Origin of the sequence: Saccharothrix algeriensis, assembly GCF_016907655.1 — a bacterium.
GTDB lineage: Bacteria > Actinomycetota > Actinomycetes > Mycobacteriales > Pseudonocardiaceae > Actinosynnema > Actinosynnema algeriense.
In genome coordinates, this window is the sequence record NZ_JAFBCL010000001.1 from 4620724 (window position 1) to 4641124 (window position 20401).

Here is a 20401-nt window from a genome sequence, read left to right on the forward strand (position 1 = left end):
ATGGCGCTGGCGAGAGCGTGGTCGGTGGCGCTGTTCGGCGTGGACGGCGTGCCGGTGGAGATCGAGGCGGACGTCGGGGCGGGCGTGGTCCGCACCCAGCTGCTGGGCCTGCCGGACGCGGCGCTGCACGAGTCGAAGGACCGGGTGAAGGCGGCGGTCCGCAACAGCGACCACAGCTGGCCGACCCAGCGCGTGACCCTGGGCCTGTCCCCGGCGACCCTGCCGAAGGGCGGCTCCGGCTACGACCTGGCCCTGGCGTGCGTGGTCCTGGCCGCGGCCCAGGCGGTCCCGGCGGACCGGCTGCCGGGCACGGTCCTCATCGGCGAGCTGGCCCTGGACGGCCGGGTGCGCACCGTCCGGGGCGTGCTGCCCGCGCTGATGGCGGCCCGCCGCGCCGGCCTGGAGACGGCGATCGTGCCCACGGCGTGCCTGCCCGAAGCGGCCCTGGTCGAGGGCCTGACCCTGCGCGGCGCGTCGACGCTGGCCGACGTGATCGCGTGGCTGAACGGCGACGACGACACCCTGGCGAAACCGGGCGGCCAGCGGCCCAGGCCCGCGCTGTCCCGGCCGGGCCCCGACCTGTCCGACGTGGTGGGCCAGCCCGAGGCGCGGTGGGCGCTGGAGGTGGCGGCGGCGGGCGGCCACCACATCCTGCTCACCGGCCCGCCCGGCTCCGGCAAGACGATGCTGGCCGAGCGCCTGGTGAGCCTGCTGCCGCCGCTGTCGGCGGACGAGGCGATCGGCGTGACGGCGATCCACTCGGTCGCGGGCCTGCTCACCCCGGAGACCCCGCTGGTGGACACCCCGCCGTTCGTCTCCCTGCACCCGTCCACGTCCACGGCGGCGCTGGTGGGCGGCGGGACGGGCCTGGCGAAGCCGGGGGCGGTGAGCCAGGCCCACCGCGGCGTCCTGTTCATCGACGAAGCCTGCGAGTTCGGCGCCAGGAACCTCGACTCGCTGCGCACCTGCCTGGAGGAGGGCGAGGTCCGCATCGCCCGCCGCGACGGCATCGCGCGGTACCCGGCCCGCTTCCAGCTGGTCCTGGCGACGAACCCGTGCCCCTGCGCGCCGCCGAAGGACCTCGACTGCATCTGCGTGCCGACGGCGAAGCGCCGCTACCAGGCCAAGCTCTCCGGCCCGCTGCTGGACCGGGTGGACCTGAGGGTGACCATGCGCCCGCTGACGGCGATGATGGCCGCCGAGGTGGCCGACCCGGAGCCGACGGCGGTGGTGCGCACCAGGGTCCTCAAGGCGCGGACGCGGGCCCGCGACCGCTGGGCGGCCCACGGCTGGCGGACGAACGCGGAGGTCCCCGGTCCGGCCCTGCGGCGGGAGTTCCGCCTGCCGAGGCAGGCGACGACCCTGCTCGACCGAGCCCTGGCCCTGGGCGCCCTGACCGGCCGAGGAGCCGACCGGTGCCTGCGGGTCGCGTGGACGCTGGCCGACCTGGCGGAGACGCCGCAGCCGACGGCGGACCACGTGGCGGCGGCCCTCGAATTCCGGGAGCGGAGAAGGCCGTGACCACCGACCCCGCCCTGTGCGGCACCAACCTCCCGGGCACCGGCCCCAGCGTCCACGGTCCAGGCGGCACCGGCCCCCGTGTCCACGATCCCTACGGCATCGGCCCCAGCAGCACCGCCTTCCCCAGTGCAGATTCCCCCGGCACCAGCCTTTTCGGCACTGACGCCGGAGGCGTCGGCCCCTTCGGCACTGATCCCCTCGACACCGATCCGTTCAGCAACGGCCTCTTCGGCACAAGCCCTCTCATCGCCGGCCCCTTCGACACCACCTCTTCCGGGGCGGCGCACCCCGATGCCGAACTGTCGGGCAGCAGGTCTGCCGGCGGCGTCTTCGCGGGCGGCAGGCCCTCGTGCACCGAACCTTCGGGCAGCGCGCTCCTCGACGCCGACCGGGCGAGCAGCACCCGCTCCGCCGTCACCCCCTCGGTCCGGAGGCCCTTCGACGGCACGCCCTCCACCGCCAAGCCTTCGGACAACCACCCATCAGACCCCCGGCTGACCCGCTTGCCCATCCCCCAACCCCCGATGCCGGCCCCCGTCCCGCTGCCCTTGCGCCACGGTCCGTACGCCGGCCGCCCCAGGCTGCGCCGCCTGGCCGCCCCCGAGCCCGAGGCCCGCCGGTCCCTCGGCCAACCGACCAGGCGGATGTCAGCGCGGTCCATCCCCCCGTTCCCCGACGCCCCGCCGACCGCCTCGCCAACCGCCCCGCCGACCGCCCCGTCACCGATCGGAGACCCCTCATGACCGCCTCGACCCCGCCGCCCTCTCCTCTCGCACCGCCGCACCTCCCGTCACCGCACCTCTCACCGCCCCAGCCCACAGCTCCCCGACAAGCCGCACCCCACCACCCCGGCCCGGCGGCGACCCCGCTCGAACCGCACCCCGGCTCGCCCACGCCCCCCGACCCCGCTCCGCCTCATCACTGGCCCACCTCCGCGAACCGCCCACCCGATCCACCCCCGCCCCCTGCCCTCCCACCACCCATAGGGGGCGGGCCGACCGAAACCCGCAACGAAGCGGCCCCCACCCAGGCGTCCGTCGCCACCCCACCCGCCAACCAGGCGCCGCCCGTTCACCCCGCGCCGCCCGCAAGCGCACCATCCCCCGGCACCCCGACCACATCACCGGCTGCGGGTTCGCCCGGGTGTTCGGCCGGGCAGTCAGCCGGTCGCACCGAGCTCTCCTCGGGCCCGGGAGTCCGACGCGAGGGCGCTGCCGTCAAGGTCTGCGGCGAGTGGTGCAAGGCCCACCGGGCCTGCGACGGCGCGACAGGGTGCTGCTGTGGTGTGCGGAACGGCAGCGTTCCGCAGCGGTCCGCTCCCTCGGGCGCCGACGCCCGGCACCGGTGCGGTTCCCCGTCCCCCCACGGTGGTCCGCAACCGCCCGGCGGTGTGCGCGGAGCACGCGCCTGCGCGGCCGTCGGTCGCGGAGCGGGGTGCGGAGCGGGGTGCGGTCGGCGGTGTCGGAGGCCCCAGTCCTGGCTGGGCGCCGTCGTGAGCGTCTGGTTGCTGCGGCCGAAACCCGGCTGCGGGCAGCGGGTCGCCGCCTGTCGCGGTTCGGTGCGGGGCTGTTCGCGATCCGGTCGGGTGTGCTGGGCGGCGTGTGCTGGGCGGTGTCCGTCGGCGGCGTGCCGTGGGTGACGACGCCGTCCGACTGGCGCGCGCCTACCTCTCCCGCGTCGCGGAACCGCCCGCGGCGGCGTTGGCCGCTCTCGTCGCCGAGGTCGGGCCGGTGCGCGCGGCGCGCCTGGTGCGGCAGGGGGAGGTCTCCGGCGCGGTCGACAGCGAGACGTCTGCCCGGCGCGCCGAGGACAGGGCCGCGGAAGACCTGGCCGCGGTCGCCGAGTCGGGCGGCAGACTGGTGGTCCCCGAGGACGACGAGTGGCCCGAGTGGCCGTTCAACGCGCTCACCATGGCCGCCGCGCACGGCCTGCGGTGCGGGTTGGCGCCGCTCGCGCTGTGGGTGCGCGGTGGCGGGGAGCTGGCCGGGCTGGCCGAGCGGGCGGTCGCCGTCGTCGGCAGCCGGTCGGCCAGCGGGTACGGGCAGCACGTCGCGGCCGAGTTCGGGTTCGGGCTGGCCGAGGCCGGTGTCACGGTGGTGTCCGGGGCCGCCTACGGCATCGACGGCGCCGCGCACCGCGGCGCGCTGACCGCGGGCGGGCCCACCATCGCCGTGCTGGCCTGCGGCGTCGACATCGCCTACCCGCGCGGTCACCAGGGCCTGCTCGAACGCATCCCGCACCACGGCCTCGTGGTGAGCGAGTACCCGCCGGGGTGCCGGCCCGCCCGACACCGCTTCCTGACGCGCAACCGGCTCATCGCCGCCCTGGGCGAGGGGACGGTGGTGGTGGAGGCCGGGAAGCGCAGCGGCGCCAAGAACACCGCGGCCTCGACGGCGGCCCTGGGGCGGGTGCTGATGGCGGTGCCGGGGCCGATCACGTCGGCGAGTTCGGCCGGCTGCCACGAGCTGCTGCGGTCGGGGGAGGCGTTGGCGGTCAGCAGCGTGGCGGAGGTGATCGAGTCGACCGGGCGGCTCGGGGTGGACCTCGTCGAAGCCACGCGGAGCACCGAAGCCGGTCTTCCACAGGGCGAGGCGCTGCGGGTGTTCGAGGCGCTGCCGCTGGGTTCCGGCGCGACCGCCGAGGCCGTGGCGGTGGAGTCCGGGGTCGCGCTGCCGCGGGTTCGGGCCCTGTTGCCCGAACTGGAGCTGGTGCGGTTGGCCGAACGAGTGGATGCCGGGTGGAAGCGCTCTCACGAGGGGTGCCGGCGTGGCGGTACTTGACCAAGTGCGTCGGGAGGCGCAGCGTCAGGGGCTATGTGCCCGCCGCCGCCGCACGCTCGAACTCGTCGTGTCGATCTTGTCGGGTTGCGTCGCGAGCTGCCGAGCGACGTCGCGGAAGCCCTGGACGGCTACGAACGCCACCTGGCGCTGGAGCGCTCCCTCTCGCCGCACACGGTTCGGGCCTACCTGGCCGACGTGGTGTCCCTGCTGGTCCACCTGGCGTCCGGGGCCCCGGACGACGCCGCGGTGGAGGCGATCGACCTGGCCGGTCTCCGGTCGTGGCTGGCCGCCCAGCACTCGGCGGGCGCGAGCCGGACGACGCTGGCCCGGCGCGCGGCCTCCGCCCGCGCGTTCACGGCGTGGGCGACGCGGACGGGTGTGCTGACCGACGACCCGGGTCCCCGGCTCGCCGCTCCCCGGCCGCACCGCACCCTGCCCGCCGTGCTGCGGGCGGACCAGGCGGAGGCCGTGATGTCGGCTGCGGAAGTCGACGCGGAACAGGGCGATCCGGTTGCGCTGCGTGACAAGGCCGTGGTGGAGTTGCTGTACGCGACAGGTGTTCGCGTCGCCGAGTTGTGCGGTCTCGACCTCGGTGACGTCGACTACTCCCAAAGGGTGATTCGGGTTCTGGGCAAGGGCAGGCGCGAACGCACCGTCCCATTCGGCGTTCCGGCCGAACGGGCAGTACGGCGCTGGGTGGAACGCGGCCGATCGGCGCTGGTCAGCGACCGTTCACCGAATGCGCTGTTCCTCGGCGCGCGCGGCGGCCGGCTCGATCCGCGTACCGCCAGGAGAGTTGTTCACGATGTAGTGGGTGCGGTGCCCGGAGCGGCCGACACGGGGCCGCACGGGCTGCGCCACACCGCGGCCACGCACCTGTTGGAAGGGGGAGCGGACCTGCGCACCGTCCAAGAGCTTCTCGGTCACGCTACGCTCGCAACGACTCAGCTCTACACCCACGTCACCGTCGAACGGCTGAAGGCGATCCATGACCGAACCCACCCCCGCTCCTGATGCCGCAGGGGGAGGTTCGCGGACCGCAACCGTGACCTCTCCCACCGCCGCGCGCGTCGGGACCTCGTCGGAGGCGCAGGACTCGGCCGTGCACGCCCCGACCGGGACGAACGGTCACCAGCTCGACGAGTCCCGGTACCCGGGGTCGGCCGATGACGACGACCCGTCCAACGGGCACGTCATGACCTCGCCCCTCGGCAGACCGGCGCACCCCGCTTCGGAGTCGCGCACGGCCGACGACGTGGAAGCCGGCATCATCGCGCTCTGGCACACCTACGGCCAATCGCACGAGCAGTTCCTCCGCGACCGCCTGGTGCTGCACTACGCGCCGCTGGTCAAGTACGTGGCGGGCCGCGTCGGCACGGGGCTGCCCGCCCACGTGGACGTGGCCGACCTGATCCAGTCGGGCATCTTCGGCCTGGTCGACGCCATCGAGAAGTTCGAGCCCGAGCGCGGCCTGAAGTTCGAGACGTACGCGATGCAGCGCATCCGCGGCGCGATCCTGGACGACCTGCGCTCGCAGGACTGGGTGCCGAGATCGGTCCGGAGCCGGGCCCGCGACGTCGAACGCGCCCTGGAACGCCTCGGCGCCTGCCTCCAGCGCACGCCGACCGACCGCGAACTCGCCGCCGAGCTCAAGATCGGCCTGGGTGAGCTGCGGGAGCTGTACGCGCAGCTCCAGCTCACCAGTGTGGTGGCGCTGGACGAGCTGATCGCGGCGGGCCGCAGCGCCGGCGCCGGCGCGTCACTGGCCGAGTCGCTGCCCGACGAGGACGCGGAAGACCCGATCGCCACCCTGGTCGACCAGGACAGCCGCCGCCAGCTCGCGGACGCGATCGCGCAGCTCGCCGAGCGCGACCGCGTCGTGGTGACCCTGTACTACTTCGAGAACCTCACCCTCGCCGAGATCGGCAAGGTCCTGGGCGTGACGGAATCCAGGGTCTGCCAACTGCACACCCGAGCGGTGCTGCGGCTGCGCACCAAGCTCAACGAACAGCTCGAAGCCTGATCCGCCTCCCGCCGAACACCCCGAAGCCCGATGCCTCGTCCCCGGTTGCGCGCTGTTCCGGTTGCGCAACCTTCCAGCACCTCACTGTTCCGGCTGCGCGCTGTCCTCGGTTGCCTTGCCTGTCGACTGCCTTGCCTTTCGGCTGCCTTGTCTTTCGGCTGCCTTTGCCTTTCGTCGCCTTCGTCTTCCGGCTGTTCTTGCTTCCCGGCCGGCCGGGTTTTCCGGTTTCCCGCGCCCTCCGGCTGCCACGCGGCCCTCGACTGTTCGCGCCACGGGTAGGCGCGGGTGCGTGAATCCGTGGGTTCGGAAATCGGGTTGGGTGTTCGCACGGGGCTGGGACTGGTCGAGGGGGAGCAGGCGGACGCGGGTGGTTCGCAGGAGGTCGAGTGGGTCGAGGTAGTGGCGGAGGTGGCTGGTGAGCGTGCGGTGGGCACCCCAGTGCAGGCAAGGGGTCGGGCAGCCCCCGTGGCCTGGTCGGAGGGTGCCGATCGGTGTGCCCCGCGCTACCCGTTGGCCTCGGGTGACCAGGGGTTTCACCGGTTCGTAGGCGGTGCGCAGGCCGTTCGCGTGGGACAGGGACACCACCTGCCTGGTCACCACCGTTCCGGCGAAGACCACCGTGGCGTCGGCTGCCGCCAGGACCGGGGCGTCCGGCGGGCCGCCGAGGTCCACGCCCCGGTGGCCCGCGCCGTACGGGACCGGTGGGGCCTGGAAGGGGCGCAGCACCGGGTGCGGTGGCGCCAGCGGCCAGCCGAAGCGGGACGGGCGGGCCGACGCGGGCGGGGTCGCCGCCGGGACCACGGCTGACACCGCGGTCAGGGCCACGGCCAGCATCACGGCCAGCGCCGCCGCCGACACCGGCGACAGCACCGGCACCGGCGGCAACACCGGCACCGGCACCGGCGGCAACACCGGCACCGGCACCGGCGGCAACACCGGCACCGGCGGCACCGGCGACAGCGCCGACACCGACACCGACACCGGCACCGGCGGCACCGGCGACAACACCGGCACCGGCACCGGCGGCACCGGGGACAGCACCGGCACCGGCGGCGGCACCGACACCGACACGGGCACCGGTGCCGACGTGGTGGGTGGTGGGGCTGGGAGCAGGGGTTTTCCGGGGTTGGGGGGCATGGGTCCACGTTGGCCCGGGGTGGGTGGGGCCGCCAGGGGGTCTTCCGGAACTGTGGACAGAGCGAGGGGCTGTGGACAACCAGGGGTCGGTTCGGTTCTCGGAGCCGGTGCGGCGTACACTCGACGCGCGGCCCGTGTAAGCGCGGGGCGACTTCGCGTGCCAATGCAGACCCGGTTCACCCCACCGTGTTCGGGTCGCGGCGTCCGGCGGTCCTGAGGTCAACTCTGGTTCGGGCGGCGGCAGGGGCACCAGGGCGGTGGTCCGACCCGGTCCACCGCGAACAACCGGAACGCGCGCCGGTCCAGGCCGGCGCGCCTGATCGAAGAGGTGCGAACCCGGCCATGGCCGTCGTCACCATGAAGCAGCTGCTCGACAGCGGCGTGCACTTCGGGCACCAGACCCGTCGCTGGAACCCGAAGATGAAGCGCTACATCCTCACCGAGCGCAACGGCATCTACATCATCGACCTCCAGCAGACGCTGACCTACATCGACCGGGCTTACGAGTTCGTCAAGGAAACGGTCGCGCACGGCGGGTCGATCCTGTTCATCGGCACCAAGAAGCAGGCGCAGGAGGCCATCGCCAACGAGGCCCTCCGCGTCGGCATGCCCTTCGTGAACCAGCGCTGGCTGGGCGGCATGCTCACCAACTTCTCCACGGTGCACAAGCGCCTCCAGCGGCTCAAGGAGCTGGAGTCGATGGAGCAGACCGGCGGTTTCCAGGGTTTCACCAAGAAGGAAATCCTGATGATGAACCGCGAGAAGGACAAGCTGGAGCGCACGCTCGGCGGTATCCGCGACATGTCCAAGGTGCCCAGCGCCGTCTGGATCGTGGACACCAAGAAGGAGCACATCGCGGTCGGCGAGGCGCGCAAGCTGAACATCCCGATCGTCGCGGTCCTCGACACCAACTGCGACCCGGACGAGGTCGACTACCCGATCCCGGGCAACGACGACGCCATCCGGTCCGCCGCGCTGCTGACCAAGGTCGTGGCCGAGGCCGCGGCCGCCGGTCTGATGGCCCGCTCGGGCGCCCGGACCAACGTCGCCGACGGCGCCGACAAGCCCGAGCCGGGCGTCGCCACCGACGAGCCGCTGGCCGAGTGGGAGCAGGAGCTGCTCGTCGGCGCCGAGGCGACCGACAAGCCCGCCGCGCCCGCCGAGGGCACCGAGGCCGTCCAGTCCTGACCCGCCGCGCGCCGTGCCCGCGACACCTCGTGGGCACGGCGCGCGTCCCCGGCCACCGCACCACCCCGCGCGTATCCCGCAGAAGGAACGGAAACCCGCACGATGGCGAACTACACCGCCGCTGACGTGAAGCGCCTGCGCGAGCTGACCGCCGCAGGCATGATGGACTGCAAGAAGGCGCTGGAAGAGGCTGACGGCGACTTCGACAAGGCGGTCGAGATCCTGCGCATCAAGGGTGCGAAGGACGTCGACAAGCGCGCCGCGCGCACCACCTCGAACGGCCTGGTCGCCGCCGAGGACGGCGTGATGGTCGAGCTGCGCTGCGAGACCGACTTCGTCGCCAAGAACTCCGACTTCCAGGAGCTGGCCTCCCGGATCGTCGCGGTCGCCAAGGCCACCCGCCCGGCGGACGTCGACGTGCTCAAGGCCACCGACCTCGACGGCCAGTCCGTCGACGCGGTCGTCCAGGAGTTCTCGGCCAAGATCGGCGAGAAGCTGGAGCTGGCGAAGGTCGCGGTCTTCGACGGCGCCGTCACCACCTACCTGCACCGCCGGGCCGCCGACCTGCCGCCCGCCGTGGGCGTCGTGGTCGAGTACACCGGTGACAGCGAGGACGCCGCGCGCGGCGCCGCCATGCAGATCGCCGCGATGCGCCCCCGCTACCTCACCCGCGACGAGGTGCCCGCCGACGTGGTCGCCAACGAGCGCCGCATCGCCGAGGAGACCTCGCGCGAGGAGGGCAAGCCGGAGGCCGCGCTGCCCAAGATCGTCGAGGGCCGGGTCAACGGCTTCTTCAAGGACGTCGTGCTCCTGGAGCAGGCTTCCGTGACGGAGTCCAAGAAGACGGTCAAGGCCGTGCTGGACGAGGCCGGCGTCACCGTGACGCGCTTCGCCCGGTTCGAGGTCGGCGAAGCCTGATTCGCGTGGGGGCGGGGTTGCGCGAGGATGCAACCCCGCCCTTGCCGTGTCCAGAGGAGGACCTGTTGAGCGCAGAGGTAGACGAGGAGCCAGGCCACGGTTACCGCCGGGTCATGCTCAAACTCGGTGGCGAGATGTTCGGCGGCGGGGGTGTCGGCGTCGACCCCGACGTCGTGCAGACCGTCTCCCGCCAGATCGCCGCGGTCGTCCGAACAGGGGTCCAGGTCGCCGTCGTCATCGGTGGCGGCAACTTCTTCCGCGGCGCCGAACTCCAGCAGCGCGGCATGGACCGCAGCCGCGCCGACTACATGGGAATGCTGGGCACCGTCATGAACTGCCTGGCGCTGCAGGACTTCCTGGAGCGCGAGCACGGCATCGAGACGCGCGTGCAGACCGCCATCACGATGGGCCAGGTCGCCGAGTCCTACATCCCGCGCCGCGCCATGCGCCACCTGGACAAGGGCCGCGTGGTGATCTTCGGCGGCGGCGCGGGGATGCCGTACTTCTCCACCGACACCACCGCCGCGCAGCGGGCGCTGGAGATCGGTTGCGAGGTCGTGCTGATGGCCAAGGCCGTGGACGGCATCTACACCGCGGACCCGAGGATCGACCCGGACGCGCAGATGTTCGACCACATCACCCACCGCGAGGTGCTCGAACGGGGCCTCAGCGTGGCCGACGCGACCGCCTTCAGCCTGTGCATGGACAACAACATGCCGATCATGGTGTTCAACCTGCTCACCGAGGGGAACATCGCGCGGGCCGTGCGCGGTGAGAAGATCGGCACGCTGGTGAGCACCCCCGGTGGTCGCCCGTCTTTCTAGACCTGCTGGGATTTGAGCCGAACTGCGCACACCAAGGGAGTCAGCCGTGATCGACGAGACCCTCCTCGACGCCGAGGAGAAGATGGAAAAAGCGGTGTCCGTGGCGAAGGAAGACCTGGCGGCGGTGCGCACCGGCCGCGCCACACCCGCCATGTTCTCCCGCATCGTCGTCGAGTACTACGGTTCGCCGACCCCGCTGAACCAGCTGGCCAGCGTCGCCATCCCGGAGGCGCGGATGGCGGTCGTCAAGCCCTACGACACCAGCCAGCTGAACTCGGTCGAGAAGGCCATCCGCGACTCGGACCTGGGCGTCAACCCCTCCAACGACGGCTCGGTCATCCGGGTGGTGATCCCGCAGCTGTCCGAGGAGCGCCGCCGCGAGATGGTCAAGGTCGCGAAGGGCAAGGGCGAGGACGCCAAGGTCTCCATCCGCAACATCCGCCGCAAGGCCAAGGAGGAGCTGGACCGCCTGGTCAAGGACGGCGAGGTCGGCGAGGACGAGGGCTCCCGCGCCGAGAAGGAGCTGGAGAACGTGACGCACCGCTACGTCGCGCAGGTCGACGAGCTGGTCAAGCACAAGGAAGCCGAGCTGCTCGAGGTCTAGGTGTGGTCGCGTCGGTGTCGTCCGGCCGGGTGGCCGGCCGCAGGTCTTCCCCGGTCGGTCGGCGACCGTGATAGGAGCACAGGTGTCAGGCGGCGGTGAGCAGGGCGCGGCCCGCCCGAGCGCGTCACGCGCGGGCCGGGACCTGCGCGCGGCCGTCGCCGTCGGCGTCGGCCTGGGCGCGGTCATCCTGTTCGCGCTGTTCACGGTGCGGCAGCTGTTCGTCGGCGTCGTCGCGATCGCGGTGGCGGTCTCGATGTACGAGCTGGCGGGCGCGGTGCGGCGCGGGGCGGGCATCCGGGTGGCGCTGGCGCCCGTGCTCCTGGGCGGCCAGGCGGTGGTGTGGCTGGCCTGGCCGTACGGGCGCGAGGGCGTGCTGACCGCGTTCGTGGTGACCGTCCTGGTGTGCCTGATCTGGCGGCTGAAGGACGGCGCGGACGGCTACCTGCGGGACGTCACCGCGTCGGTCTTCACCGTCGTGTACGTGGCCGTGTTCGCCTCCTTCGCGGTGATGCTGGTCGTCGCCGAGGACGGCGTGTTCCGGGTGCTGTGCTTCCTCGTCGGCGTGGTCCTGTCCGACACCGGCGGGTACGCGGCCGGCGTCTTCTTCGGCAAGCACCCCATGGCGCCCACCATCAGCCCGAAGAAGTCCTGGGAGGGGTTCGCGGGCTCGATGGCGGCGGGCATGGTCGGCGGCGCGCTCACCGTCGGCCTGCTGCTGGGCGGCCAGTGGTGGCACGGCGTGCTGTTCGGCGCCGCGCTCGTGGTCACCGCCACCACCGGAGACCTGGTGGAGTCGCTGATCAAGCGGGACCTCGGGCTCAAGGACATGGGCACGCTGCTGCCCGGCCACGGCGGGCTGATGGACCGGATGGACTCGCTGCTGCCCTCGGCCGTCGTGTCGTGGCTGCTCCTGCAAGCCTTCGTCCCCGCCTGAGCCGCAACGCGCCCGGGCGGGCGCACCCGCGCGGACGGGCACGGGCGGACGGGCACAGGCGGGTGGGCACGGGCGGGTGGGCACGGGCGGGTGGGCACGGGCGGCTGCCCGGCCCGCGAGCCGGGCGGGCACGCGCCGGCGGCACGCGCCCGAGCGGTCCCGACCCCTCATCCGGGACCGACCGGGCGCGGAACCGACCGGCGTCGACCACACCTCCCGTGCGGCGGGAGGTGTGGCACAGGTCGCACACCGACGCTACGCCGGGGGTACGACAATCCCCGGCGCGGACTTCGGCACCCCGCGTCAGTCGTCGAACGGGTCGTCCACCGGGGCGCCGGTCTCCTCCTCGGTCAGCGGCGCCGAGCGGGACGGGTCGATGACCGAGAACACCGCGCCCGAGTGGTCGGCCACCGCGGTGACCCGGCCGAACGGGGTGTCGTAGGGCTCCACGGTGATGCGCCCGCCCAGCTCCAGCACCCGCGAGGCGACCGAGTCGGCCCCGATCTCGGGCGCGGCGGTGAAGTACACCATCCAGTGCGCGGGCGTCCCGGGCGCGAAGGCCCGGCCCATCCGCTGGCGGCCCAGCACCGTGTTCCCCTCGACGGCCCAGGTCGTGTAGTCCACCGCCTGGCCGTCGCCGACCTGCGTGACCTCGAAACCGCACAGCTCCCGGTAGAACGCGTCCGCGGTCGCGCCGTCGCGGGTGTTCAGCTCCGCCCACGCGTACGCCCCGTGCCCGTCCGCGCCGAACAGCCAGTCCGGCGGCACGCGCCGGAAGCCGACCACCCCGCCGGTCGGGTCGGCGATCAGCGTGTCCAGCTCGTTGGGCTCGCGCAGCACGTGCCCGCCGAGGGCGTGCGCCTTCTCGGCGGTCGCGCGCGCGTGCGGGGTGTTGAGGTACAGCGTCCAGCCGAAGCCGCCGTCGGCGGGCACCAGCTCGGCGACCGGCAGCCCGCCCGCGACGGCCACGGTGCGGCCGTGCACGTCGGCGTAGGTCCACCCGAACAGGCCGGAGTAGAAGTCGGCGGAGGCTTGCTCGTCCACCGTGGGCAGCTCCACCCAGCACGGTGCGCCGTGGAGCAGTTCAGCCAATGCGGGGGAGTTCGGGACGATCGACACCGTTGCCTCCTGCGCTGCCGGGGAAGATCACGGTACGGCTCTACAGTCGTCCCGTGAAGGGATTCGTCCGCGCCGCCCTGTCCGCCGTCCGGCCCACCGACGTCCTGCCGAGCCCGAACATCTGGAACTGGCCGGAGGTCTACGAGGTCGAGAACCGCGCCCAGGACGTGGACGGGGCGATCTGGCGGGCGCTGCGCGAGGCGTGCGACTGGACCGGCCGCGACGTGGTCGACGTCGGCTGCGGCGACGGGTTCCACCTGCCGGTGTTCGCGCGCGACGCCGCCCGGGTCACCGGGGTCGAGCCGCACCCGCCGCTGGTGCGCCGGGCGCGCACGAGGGTCGACGGGCTGCCCAACGCCTCCGTGGTGGCGGGTCCCGCGCAACGGCTCCCGCTGCCCGACGGCAGCGCCGACCTCGTGCACGCGCGCACCGCCTACTTCTTCGGCCCCGGCTGCGAGCCCGGCCTGCGCGAGGCGGACCGCGTGCTCCGGCCCGGCGGCACGCTCGCGATCGTGGACCTCGACGGCACGGCCGAGCCCTACGGCCCCTGGCTGTGCGCGGACGAGCCCCGCTACGACCCCGCCGACGTGGAGCGGTTCTTCGCGGCTCAGGGCTTCGCGCTGCGCCGGGTGCGCGCGCTGTGGCGGTTCGAAACGCGCGAGGACCTGGAGGCGGTGCTGCGCATCGAGTTCTCCGCCGAGGTCGCCGAACGCGCCGTGGCCCGGACGCCCGGCCTGTCGTTCGAGGTCGGCTACCGCGTCCACACCCGGCGGAAACCGTGCGGTCTCGTCCTGCCGTAGGCGGCCGGCGCGCGCATAGGATCGCTGCCGTGGAGAATCGCGACGCGCGCAGGTTGGGGCGGCAGGTCGGCGTCATCGGGCTGGGCTGCTGGCAGCTCGGCGCGGACTGGGGCCGGGTGGACGAGGCGGACGCGCTGGCCGTGCTGCACGCCGCCGCGGACTCGGGCGTGACCTTCTTCGACACCGCCGACGTCTACGGCGACGGGCGCAGCGAGCAGCTGGTCGGCCGGTTCCTGCGGGAGCGCGGCGACGCCGCGATCACCGTGGCGACCAAGATGGGCCGCCGCGTCGGGCAGACCCCGGCGAACTACACCCGGGACAACTTCCTGGCCTGGAACGACCGGTCCCGCGCGAACCTCGGCGTGGACACCCTGGACCTGGTCCAGCTGCACTGCCCGCCGACGCCGGTGTACTCCTCCGACGAGGTCTTCGACACCCTGGACGAGATGGTGGAGGCCGGGCGGGTCGCCGCCTACGGCGTGTCCGTGGAGACCACCGAGGAGGCGCTGACCGCCATCGCCCGGCCGGGTGTGGCGAGCGTCCAGATCATCCTGAACGCGCTGCGGCTCAAGCCGCTGGAGCGGGTGCTGCCCGCGGCGGCGGACGCGGGCGTGGCGATCGTCGCCCGCGTCCCGCTCGCCTCGGGGCTGCTGTCCGGCAAGTACCGCCGCGACACCGCGTTCGGCGCCGACGACCACCGCAGCTTCAACCGCAACGGCGAGGCGTTCGACGTCGGCGAGACGTTCTCCGGCGTGCCGTACGAGGTCGGGCTGGAGGCCGTGGACCGGCTGCGCGGCCTGGTGCCCGAGGGCGCGACGATGGCGCAGTTCGCGCTGCGCTGGGTCGTCGACCAGCCGGGCGTCACGGTGGTGATCCCCGGCGCCCGCAACGCCGAGCAGGCCCGGGCCAACTCGGCCGCCGCCGACCTCGCGCCGCTGACCTCGCACGACCGGGTGCGCGCGGTCTACGACGAGCTGGTGCGGCCGTTGGTGCACGACCGCTGGTAGGGCGGTTCACTCGTCGTCGGTGTCCTCTTCGACGTCCAGCTCGCCGAGGATGGCGTAGAGCTTGCGCCGGGCCTCGTTGAGGACTTCGACGGCGCGCGTCTTCTGCTCGCGCGTGCCCGCGTGGGCCATCTGCTGCATCGCCGACCCCAGGTGCCGCGACGCCGTGCGCAGCTTCGCCGCGTGCAGGTCGACCTCGTCGTTGACCTGCTGCCAGGGCGGGGCGCCCTCCAGCTTCGCCGCTTCGGCCTGCCCGGTCCCGGTGAGCGTGAACAGCTTCTTGCCGCCCGCCTCCTCACTGGCCGCGACGAGCCCCTCGTCGGCCAGCAGCTGCAGCGTCGGGTAGACCGACCCGGGGCTGGGCCGCCAGAGGCCGTCGGTGCGCCGGCCGATCTCCTGGATCATCTCGTAGCCGTGCATGGGGCGTTCGAGCAGCAGGGTCAGGACCGCGGCGCGGACGTTGCCGCGGCGCTGCCTGCCGTGCCGGCCGCGCCCCGGTCCGCCGTGGTGGAAGTCGGGCGGGCCGGGCGGGACCGGGGGGCCGCCGAAGGGCCCGAAGCCGCCGCCGAAGCCGCGCCGCGGGTCGCCGAAGCCCCGCTCCCGGTGGTGCCGTTCGTGGTGCCCGTGGTGGGAACGCATGTCGCTGTCTCCTTCGTCAATCGGTCGTGACGTGTCGACGATATATCGGAACCTGTCGCGATGCAACGGTGAGGACCGCTCCGCGGACGTGGGACACTGGAGGGCGCCATGACTGCACTTCCCCTCGTCTTCGACGCGCCCAAGCGCGGCCTGCCGCCGCGCCACCTCGCCGACCTCACCGCCGACCAGCGCAAGGAGGCCGTCGCGGCACTGGGCGAGAAGCCGTTCCGCGCCGCGCAGCTGTCCCACCACTACTTCAGCCGGCTCACCGCCGACGCCGCCGAGATGACCGACATCCCGGCGGCCACCCGCGAGAAGCTGGTGTCCGACCTCATGCCGCCGCTGTGGACCGAGCTGCGCTCGGTGGAGGCCGACGGCGGGTCGACCCGCAAGACGCTGCTGCGCGCGCACGACGGCACGCTGGTCGAGAGCGTCCTGATGCGCTACCCGGACCGCGCGACGCTGTGCATCTCCAGCCAGGCAGGCTGCGGGATGGCGTGCCCGTTCTGCGCGACCGGGCAGGGCGGGCTGACGCGGAACCTGTCGACGGCCGAGATCGTGGACCAGGTGCGCCGCGGCGCCGCGGCCATGCGGGACGGCGAGCTGCCCGGTGGGCCCGGCCGGCTGTCGAACATCGTGTTCATGGGCATGGGCGAGCCGCTGGCGAACTACCGGCGCGTGGTCGAGGCGGTGCACCGCATCTGCGACCCGGCGCCCGGCGGGCTGGGCATCTCGCAGCGGTCGGTGACGGTGTCGACCGTGGGGCTGGTGCCCGCGATCCGGAAGCTGACCGAGGAGGGGCTCCAGGTCCGGCTGGCGGTGTCGCTGCACACGCCGGACGACGAGCTGCGGGACACGCTGGTGCCGGTGAACACGCGGTGGAAGGTGTCCGAGGTGCTGGAGGCCGCCCGCGGCTACGCGGACCGGACCGGGCGCCGGGTGTCCATCGAGTACGCGCTGATCCGCGACATCAACGACCAGGGGTGGCGGGCGGACCTGCTGGGCAAGGTGCTGCGCCGGCACCTGGGGCGGCTGGTGCACGTGAACGTGATCCCGCTGAACCCGACGCCGGGGTCGAAGTGGGACGCCTCGCCGAAGCCGGTGGAGCGGGAGTTCGTGCGGCGGGTGAAGGAGCAGGGCGTGGAGTGCACGGTGCGCGACACGCGCGGTCAGGAGATCGCCGCGGCGTGCGGCCAGCTCGCCGCCGAGGGCTGAGCCCGCGTCCGCTCGACGGCGGCCGGGGTGCGGGAGCGCCTGCCCTCGGGTGCGGGGCCGCGGATCCGGCGGGGTCGGTGACGCGGGTCGACCGGCGACCGGGTCGCTGCGCGAGGACGATCCGGCACGGGCCGCGGAGTCGCCGGAACGACCGCTTCTCCCGACGTCGGGCTGAGCAGTCCGCCGGGGGCCGGGAGCCGACCTCGGAGCCGGGCACGTGCGTCACCCGGCTCCGCGTGCGCCTTCGGTCGGGCAGCGCCGTCGTGCTCAGGCGACCTCGGTGAGCTTGCCGGTGGCGACGTCGAACACGAAGCCGCGGACGGAGTCCTTCACCGGGATGTAGGGGTTGTCGCGGACGCGGGCGAGGGACTGCCGCACGTCCTCCTCCACGTCCGGGAACGCCTCGGCCGCCCACGGCGGCTTCACGCCGACCTCGTCCTGGATGGCCCGCTTGAACTCGTCGTCGGTGAAGGTCAGCATCCCGCAGTCGGTGTGGTGGATGAGGATGATCTCTCTGGTGCCCAGCAGGCGCTGGCTGATCGCCAGCGACCGGATCTCGTCCTCCGTGACCACGCCGCCGGCGTTGCGGATGACGTGCGCCTCGCCCTCGTTCAGGCCCAGCGCGCGGTACACGTCCAGGCGGGCGTCCATGCAGGCCACGACGGCGACGTGCTTCGACGGGGGCAGCGGCAGCGGGCCGGTGAACCGCTCGGCGTAGGCGGCGTTGTTGGCGAGGAGTTCGTCCGTGACGGACATGGCGGGTCCTCCCTCTCACGGAGAGCGAGTCGGTGTGTGCTCTGCGCGACACCGAACCCAACTGGCGCGGGCGGACGCGCGCAACCGGCGTTCACAGGGTGGGACGGCAGACCCGTCGCCACGACGGGAGGTCGCGAGGCGTCACCGCGTGAGGGGATCGCCCGGCCGGGTGGCCCGGCCGGACGCGCGAAGGGCGGGGCCCTAGCCCTTGCGGCGCCAGGAGGTGCGGCCGCGCACCTGGTCCCAGACCAGCAGCAGCGCCAAGCCGGCGGCGAACGCGATGACCCAGATGTCCTCGGTGCGGCCCTGGTGGTTGCCGATCAGCATGGACAGCGTCGCCAGCACCGACAGCCAGCCGGCGATCTTGAGCCCCTTGGGGAAGGTGCCGTGCCAGCCCCACTCGGCCGACGGCTCGTCGTGGGTGTCGACCGCCGGACGCTTGTCCAGTTCCGAGGACGAAGACACAGCCGCACGACCTTCCTGCCCGATCACGTTCACCGACCGGCCAATCGTCGCACATGGTGGGCCCGCGCGAGACGTGAGGTGCGCGGCACAGCGCCGCCGTCTACCCTCGGCCGCTGTTCGACGTGGGGACCGCGGCCGAAGCCGCCCGAGCGCTGCCGGAAAGGCGAAGAGTTGACCGAACAGCCCGGCTTCCACCCGGCCGAGGAGCCCGCCCCGGACACCTTCGCGCCCGTCGAGGTCGGCCTTCACGGGGTGACCAAGCGCTTCTCCGACCAGACCGCGGTGGACGACGTCACGCTGCGCGTCCACGAGGGGGAGTTCTTCTCCGTGCTCGGGCCGTCCGGGTGCGGCAAGACGACCCTGCTGCGCATGGTCGCCGGGTTCGAGCGCCCGGACGCCGGCCGCATCGAGCTGGACGGCGCGGACATGGTCGGCGTGCCGCCCTACCGGCGGGACGTGAACACCGTCTTCCAGTCGTACGCGCTGTTCCCGCACATGTCGGTGTGGGACAACGTGGCGTACGGCGTCAAGCGCAAGGGCGTGCGGGGCGAGGCGCTGCGGAAGACCGTCGGCGAGCACCTGGAGCTGGTGCGGTTGAGCCGCTTCGCCCGGCGGCGCCCCGCGCAGCTGTCCGGCGGTCAGCAGCAGCGGGTGGCGATCGCCCGCGCGCTGGCGGCCGGGCCGCGGCTGCTGCTGCTGGACGAGCCGCTGGGCGCGCTGGACGCCGTGCTGCGCAAGGAGTTGCAGATGGAGCTGATGCGCATCCAGCGCGAGGTCGGCACGACGTTCCTGTACGTGACGCACGACCAGGAGGAAGCCCTGGTCCTGTCGCACCGCATCGCCGTGATGAACGCCGGGAAGCTGGAGCAGGTCGGCTACCCGGAGGACGTCTACGAACGCCCCGCGACCCGGTTCGTGGCCGGGTTCATCGGCACGTCCAACATCCTCGACGCCGAGGTGTCCGGTGTGGACGGTCGGTGGGTGGAGCTGTCCGCGCCGGGCGTGACGCGGCTGCGCGCCCCGCTCAACGGCTCCGCCCGGCACGGGCAGCGCGTCGCGGCGACGGTGCGGCCGGAGAAGGTGCACCTCTACGACCGGTCGGGCGAGCCGCCGCCGGGCTGGTGCGTGTTCAGCGGCACGGTGCGCGACGTCGTCTACGCCGGGGTGTCGACGCAGTACGTGGTCGACGTGCCCGGCGGCGGCGAGCTGGTCGCGTTCGTGCAGAACACCCGCCGCATCGACGACGCCGGCGCGCCCGGCCAGCCGGTGCGGATGGCCTGGGACCCGGACTTCACCGTGCTGCTGGGGAGCGCAGATGACTGATCGCAACCTCCGGATCGCCCGCCTGTGGGACGTGGCCGACCCGCGGGTGACCCGCCGGGCCCTGTTGCGGTCCACGGCGTTCTTCGCGCTGGCCGCGACCGGCGCGTGCGGGGTCGGCGAGGCGCCGGGCAACGGCGGCGCCCCGGCGTCGCAGGCCGAGGCCACCAACGCCCGGGACGAGCCGGAGCTCAACTTCTACAACTGGACCGACTACATCGCGCCGGACACCCTGTCGGGGTTCACCGCCGCGAGCGGCGTCCGGGTCACCTACGACAACTTCAGCACCAACGACGAGATGGAGGCCAAGATCGCCTCCGGCGCGGCGGGCTACGACCTCGTGGTGCCCAGCGACAACTTCGTGCGCCGCTTCCTGCGCGCGGGCCTGCTCATGCCGCTGGACCACGACCTGCTGCCGAACCTGGCGAACCTGGACAAGCGGTTCACCGAAGCCGACTACGACCCGGGCAACGCGCACTCGGTGCCGTGGGCGTGGGGCACGACGGGCCTGGCCTACTCCCGGTCGCGGCTCGGGGACGTGACCGGCTTCTCGGCCTACGACCTGGCCGCCGCGCAGGGCCGCAGCACGATCCTGGACGAGGCGCGGGACGCGATGGCGCTGGGCCTGCTGAAGGCCGGCCACGACCCGAACACCACCGATCCCCGGCACCTCGACGAGGCGGTGGCGGTGCTGCTGGAGCTGAAGAAGAGGATCGGGCAGATCACCTCCGACGTGATCGAGCCGCTGACCGGCGGGCAGGTCCCCCTGGCGCAGGCGTACTCCGGCGACGCCTTCCAGGCGCGCGAGGCCAACCCCGACATCGCCTACGCGATCCCGTCCGAGGGCGGGCTGTCCTACGTCGACCTGCTGTGCGTGCCCAAGGACGCGCCGCACGCGGCGAACGCCCACCGGTTCATCGACTACGTCCTGGGGCCGGAGGTCGGCGCGGCGCTGGCCAACGCCGTCCGCTACGGCAGCCCGAACGCGGCGGCCAAGCCGCTGATCGACCGGGAGCTGCTGGACGACCCGCTGGTGTACCCGTCGGACGAGCAGCTGGCGAAGCTGCCGTTCACCAAGGACCTCGGCGGCGAGGCGGAGGCCCGCTACGCCGACGCGTGGACCCGGGTCAAGACCGGCTGACCGGCGGTGCGCC

The 20401-nt window shown here is 73.3% G+C and carries 20 protein-coding genes; 14 read left to right on the plus strand and 6 right to left on the minus strand.

The features are described 5' to 3' along the window. A complete protein-coding gene (locus JOE68_RS21155; protein WP_204844029.1) occupies nucleotides 1-1521 on the plus strand; it encodes a YifB family Mg chelatase-like AAA ATPase in 1521 nt (506 codons plus the stop codon). A gap of 91 nt (nucleotides 1522-1612) precedes the next feature. On the opposite strand, the gene JOE68_RS21160 is transcribed toward JOE68_RS21155, so the two are convergent. Continuing rightward, nucleotides 1613-2032, minus strand: coding sequence for a hypothetical protein (locus JOE68_RS21160; protein WP_204844030.1), 420 nt, complete (start codon nucleotides 2030-2032; stop codon nucleotides 1613-1615). 1120 nt (nucleotides 2033-3152) lie between these two features. Between JOE68_RS21160 and dprA the strand changes: the two genes are divergently transcribed. The 3 genes from dprA (at nucleotide 3153) to JOE68_RS21175 (ending at nucleotide 6324) form a co-directional block, all read left to right on the plus strand. Beyond that, complete coding sequence (gene dprA, locus JOE68_RS21165) at nucleotides 3153-4301, plus strand: DNA-processing protein DprA (protein WP_204844031.1); 1149 nt, start codon at nucleotides 3153-3155, stop codon at nucleotides 4299-4301. Between the two features lie 33 nt (nucleotides 4302-4334). Next, on the plus strand, nucleotides 4335-5315 hold the full coding sequence (locus tag JOE68_RS21170) for a tyrosine recombinase XerC (RefSeq protein ID WP_204844032.1): 981 nt from the start codon (nucleotides 4335-4337) through the stop codon (nucleotides 5313-5315). Between the two features lie 181 nt (nucleotides 5316-5496). After that, the gene (locus JOE68_RS21175) at nucleotides 5497-6324 is read left to right on the plus strand and encodes a FliA/WhiG family RNA polymerase sigma factor (protein ID WP_239564497.1); all 828 of its coding nucleotides are present in this window, start codon (nucleotides 5497-5499) and stop codon (nucleotides 6322-6324) included. Nucleotides 6325-6405: 81 nt separating this feature from the next. Here JOE68_RS21175 and JOE68_RS21180 read toward each other — a convergent pair whose 3' ends face one another. Then, the gene (locus JOE68_RS21180) at nucleotides 6406-7401 is read right to left on the minus strand and encodes a M23 family metallopeptidase (RefSeq protein ID WP_307819787.1); all 996 of its coding nucleotides are present in this window, start codon (nucleotides 7399-7401) and stop codon (nucleotides 6406-6408) included. 402 nt (nucleotides 7402-7803) lie between these two features. On the opposite strand from JOE68_RS21180, the gene rpsB reads away from it, so the two are divergent. From rpsB to JOE68_RS21205, 5 genes are all read left to right on the plus strand, one after another. Further along, nucleotides 7804-8649 carry a 30S ribosomal protein S2 gene (gene rpsB / locus JOE68_RS21185; RefSeq protein ID WP_204844034.1) on the plus strand — a complete coding sequence of 282 codons (846 nt, stop codon included), beginning with the start codon at nucleotides 7804-7806 and terminating at the stop codon, nucleotides 8647-8649. 102 nt (nucleotides 8650-8751) lie between these two features. Next, nucleotides 8752-9567: a translation elongation factor Ts gene (tsf, locus tag JOE68_RS21190; RefSeq protein WP_204844035.1), complete on the plus strand. Its 816-nt coding sequence runs from the start codon at nucleotides 8752-8754 to the stop codon at nucleotides 9565-9567. Between the two features lie 113 nt (nucleotides 9568-9680). After that, nucleotides 9681-10391 (plus strand): UMP kinase, encoded by a 711-nt coding sequence (pyrH, locus tag JOE68_RS21195; RefSeq protein WP_239564498.1) that lies wholly within the window; start codon nucleotides 9681-9683, stop codon nucleotides 10389-10391. A gap of 46 nt (nucleotides 10392-10437) precedes the next feature. After that, nucleotides 10438-10995, plus strand: coding sequence for a ribosome recycling factor (frr, locus tag JOE68_RS21200; RefSeq protein WP_204844037.1), 558 nt, complete (start codon nucleotides 10438-10440; stop codon nucleotides 10993-10995). A gap of 82 nt (nucleotides 10996-11077) precedes the next feature. Continuing rightward, nucleotides 11078-11929, plus strand: coding sequence for a phosphatidate cytidylyltransferase (locus tag JOE68_RS21205; protein ID WP_204844038.1), 852 nt, complete (start codon nucleotides 11078-11080; stop codon nucleotides 11927-11929). Between the two features lie 303 nt (nucleotides 11930-12232). Here JOE68_RS21205 and JOE68_RS21210 read toward each other — a convergent pair whose 3' ends face one another. Next, nucleotides 12233-13048 carry a VOC family protein gene (locus JOE68_RS21210; RefSeq protein WP_204844039.1) on the minus strand — a complete coding sequence of 272 codons (816 nt, stop codon included), beginning with the start codon at nucleotides 13046-13048 and terminating at the stop codon, nucleotides 12233-12235. A gap of 53 nt (nucleotides 13049-13101) precedes the next feature. Between JOE68_RS21210 and JOE68_RS21215 the strand changes: the two genes are divergently transcribed. Both JOE68_RS21215 and JOE68_RS21220 read left to right on the plus strand, forming a co-directional pair. Next, entirely contained in the window at nucleotides 13102-13848 is a 747-nt protein-coding gene (locus tag JOE68_RS21215) for a class I SAM-dependent methyltransferase (protein WP_307819788.1), read from the plus strand. Nucleotides 13849-13877: 29 nt separating this feature from the next. Next, on the plus strand, nucleotides 13878-14855 hold the full coding sequence (locus tag JOE68_RS21220) for an aldo/keto reductase (protein ID WP_204844041.1): 978 nt from the start codon (nucleotides 13878-13880) through the stop codon (nucleotides 14853-14855). Between the two features lie 6 nt (nucleotides 14856-14861). Here JOE68_RS21220 and JOE68_RS21225 read toward each other — a convergent pair whose 3' ends face one another. Further along, nucleotides 14862-15491 (minus strand): PadR family transcriptional regulator, encoded by a 630-nt coding sequence (locus tag JOE68_RS21225; RefSeq protein ID WP_204844042.1) that lies wholly within the window; start codon nucleotides 15489-15491, stop codon nucleotides 14862-14864. Nucleotides 15492-15599: 108 nt separating this feature from the next. On the opposite strand from JOE68_RS21225, the gene rlmN reads away from it, so the two are divergent. Continuing rightward, the gene (gene rlmN / locus JOE68_RS21230) at nucleotides 15600-16706 is read left to right on the plus strand and encodes a dual-specificity RNA methyltransferase RlmN (protein WP_204844043.1); all 1107 of its coding nucleotides are present in this window, start codon (nucleotides 15600-15602) and stop codon (nucleotides 16704-16706) included. A 267-nt stretch (nucleotides 16707-16973) separates the two neighbouring features. Here the strand turns inward: rlmN and JOE68_RS21235 are convergent, their stop codons facing one another. Together JOE68_RS21235 and JOE68_RS21240 are read right to left on the minus strand one after the other, a co-directional pair. Then, nucleotides 16974-17462, minus strand: a complete 489-nt coding sequence (locus JOE68_RS21235; RefSeq protein ID WP_204844044.1) for a beta-class carbonic anhydrase — start codon at nucleotides 17460-17462, stop codon at nucleotides 16974-16976. A 201-nt stretch (nucleotides 17463-17663) separates the two neighbouring features. Further along, a complete protein-coding gene (locus tag JOE68_RS21240) occupies nucleotides 17664-17927 on the minus strand; it encodes a DUF2631 domain-containing protein (RefSeq protein ID WP_204844045.1) in 264 nt (87 codons plus the stop codon). 171 nt (nucleotides 17928-18098) lie between these two features. On the opposite strand from JOE68_RS21240, the gene JOE68_RS21245 reads away from it, so the two are divergent. Then, entirely contained in the window at nucleotides 18099-19250 is a 1152-nt protein-coding gene (locus JOE68_RS21245) for an ABC transporter ATP-binding protein (protein ID WP_204844046.1), read from the plus strand. After that, nucleotides 19243-20388 carry a polyamine ABC transporter substrate-binding protein gene (locus tag JOE68_RS21250; RefSeq protein WP_204844047.1) on the plus strand — a complete coding sequence of 382 codons (1146 nt, stop codon included), beginning with the start codon at nucleotides 19243-19245 and terminating at the stop codon, nucleotides 20386-20388. The genes JOE68_RS21245 and JOE68_RS21250 overlap by 8 nt, the downstream gene beginning before the upstream one ends. The last annotated feature ends 13 nt before the right edge of the window (nucleotides 20389-20401 follow it).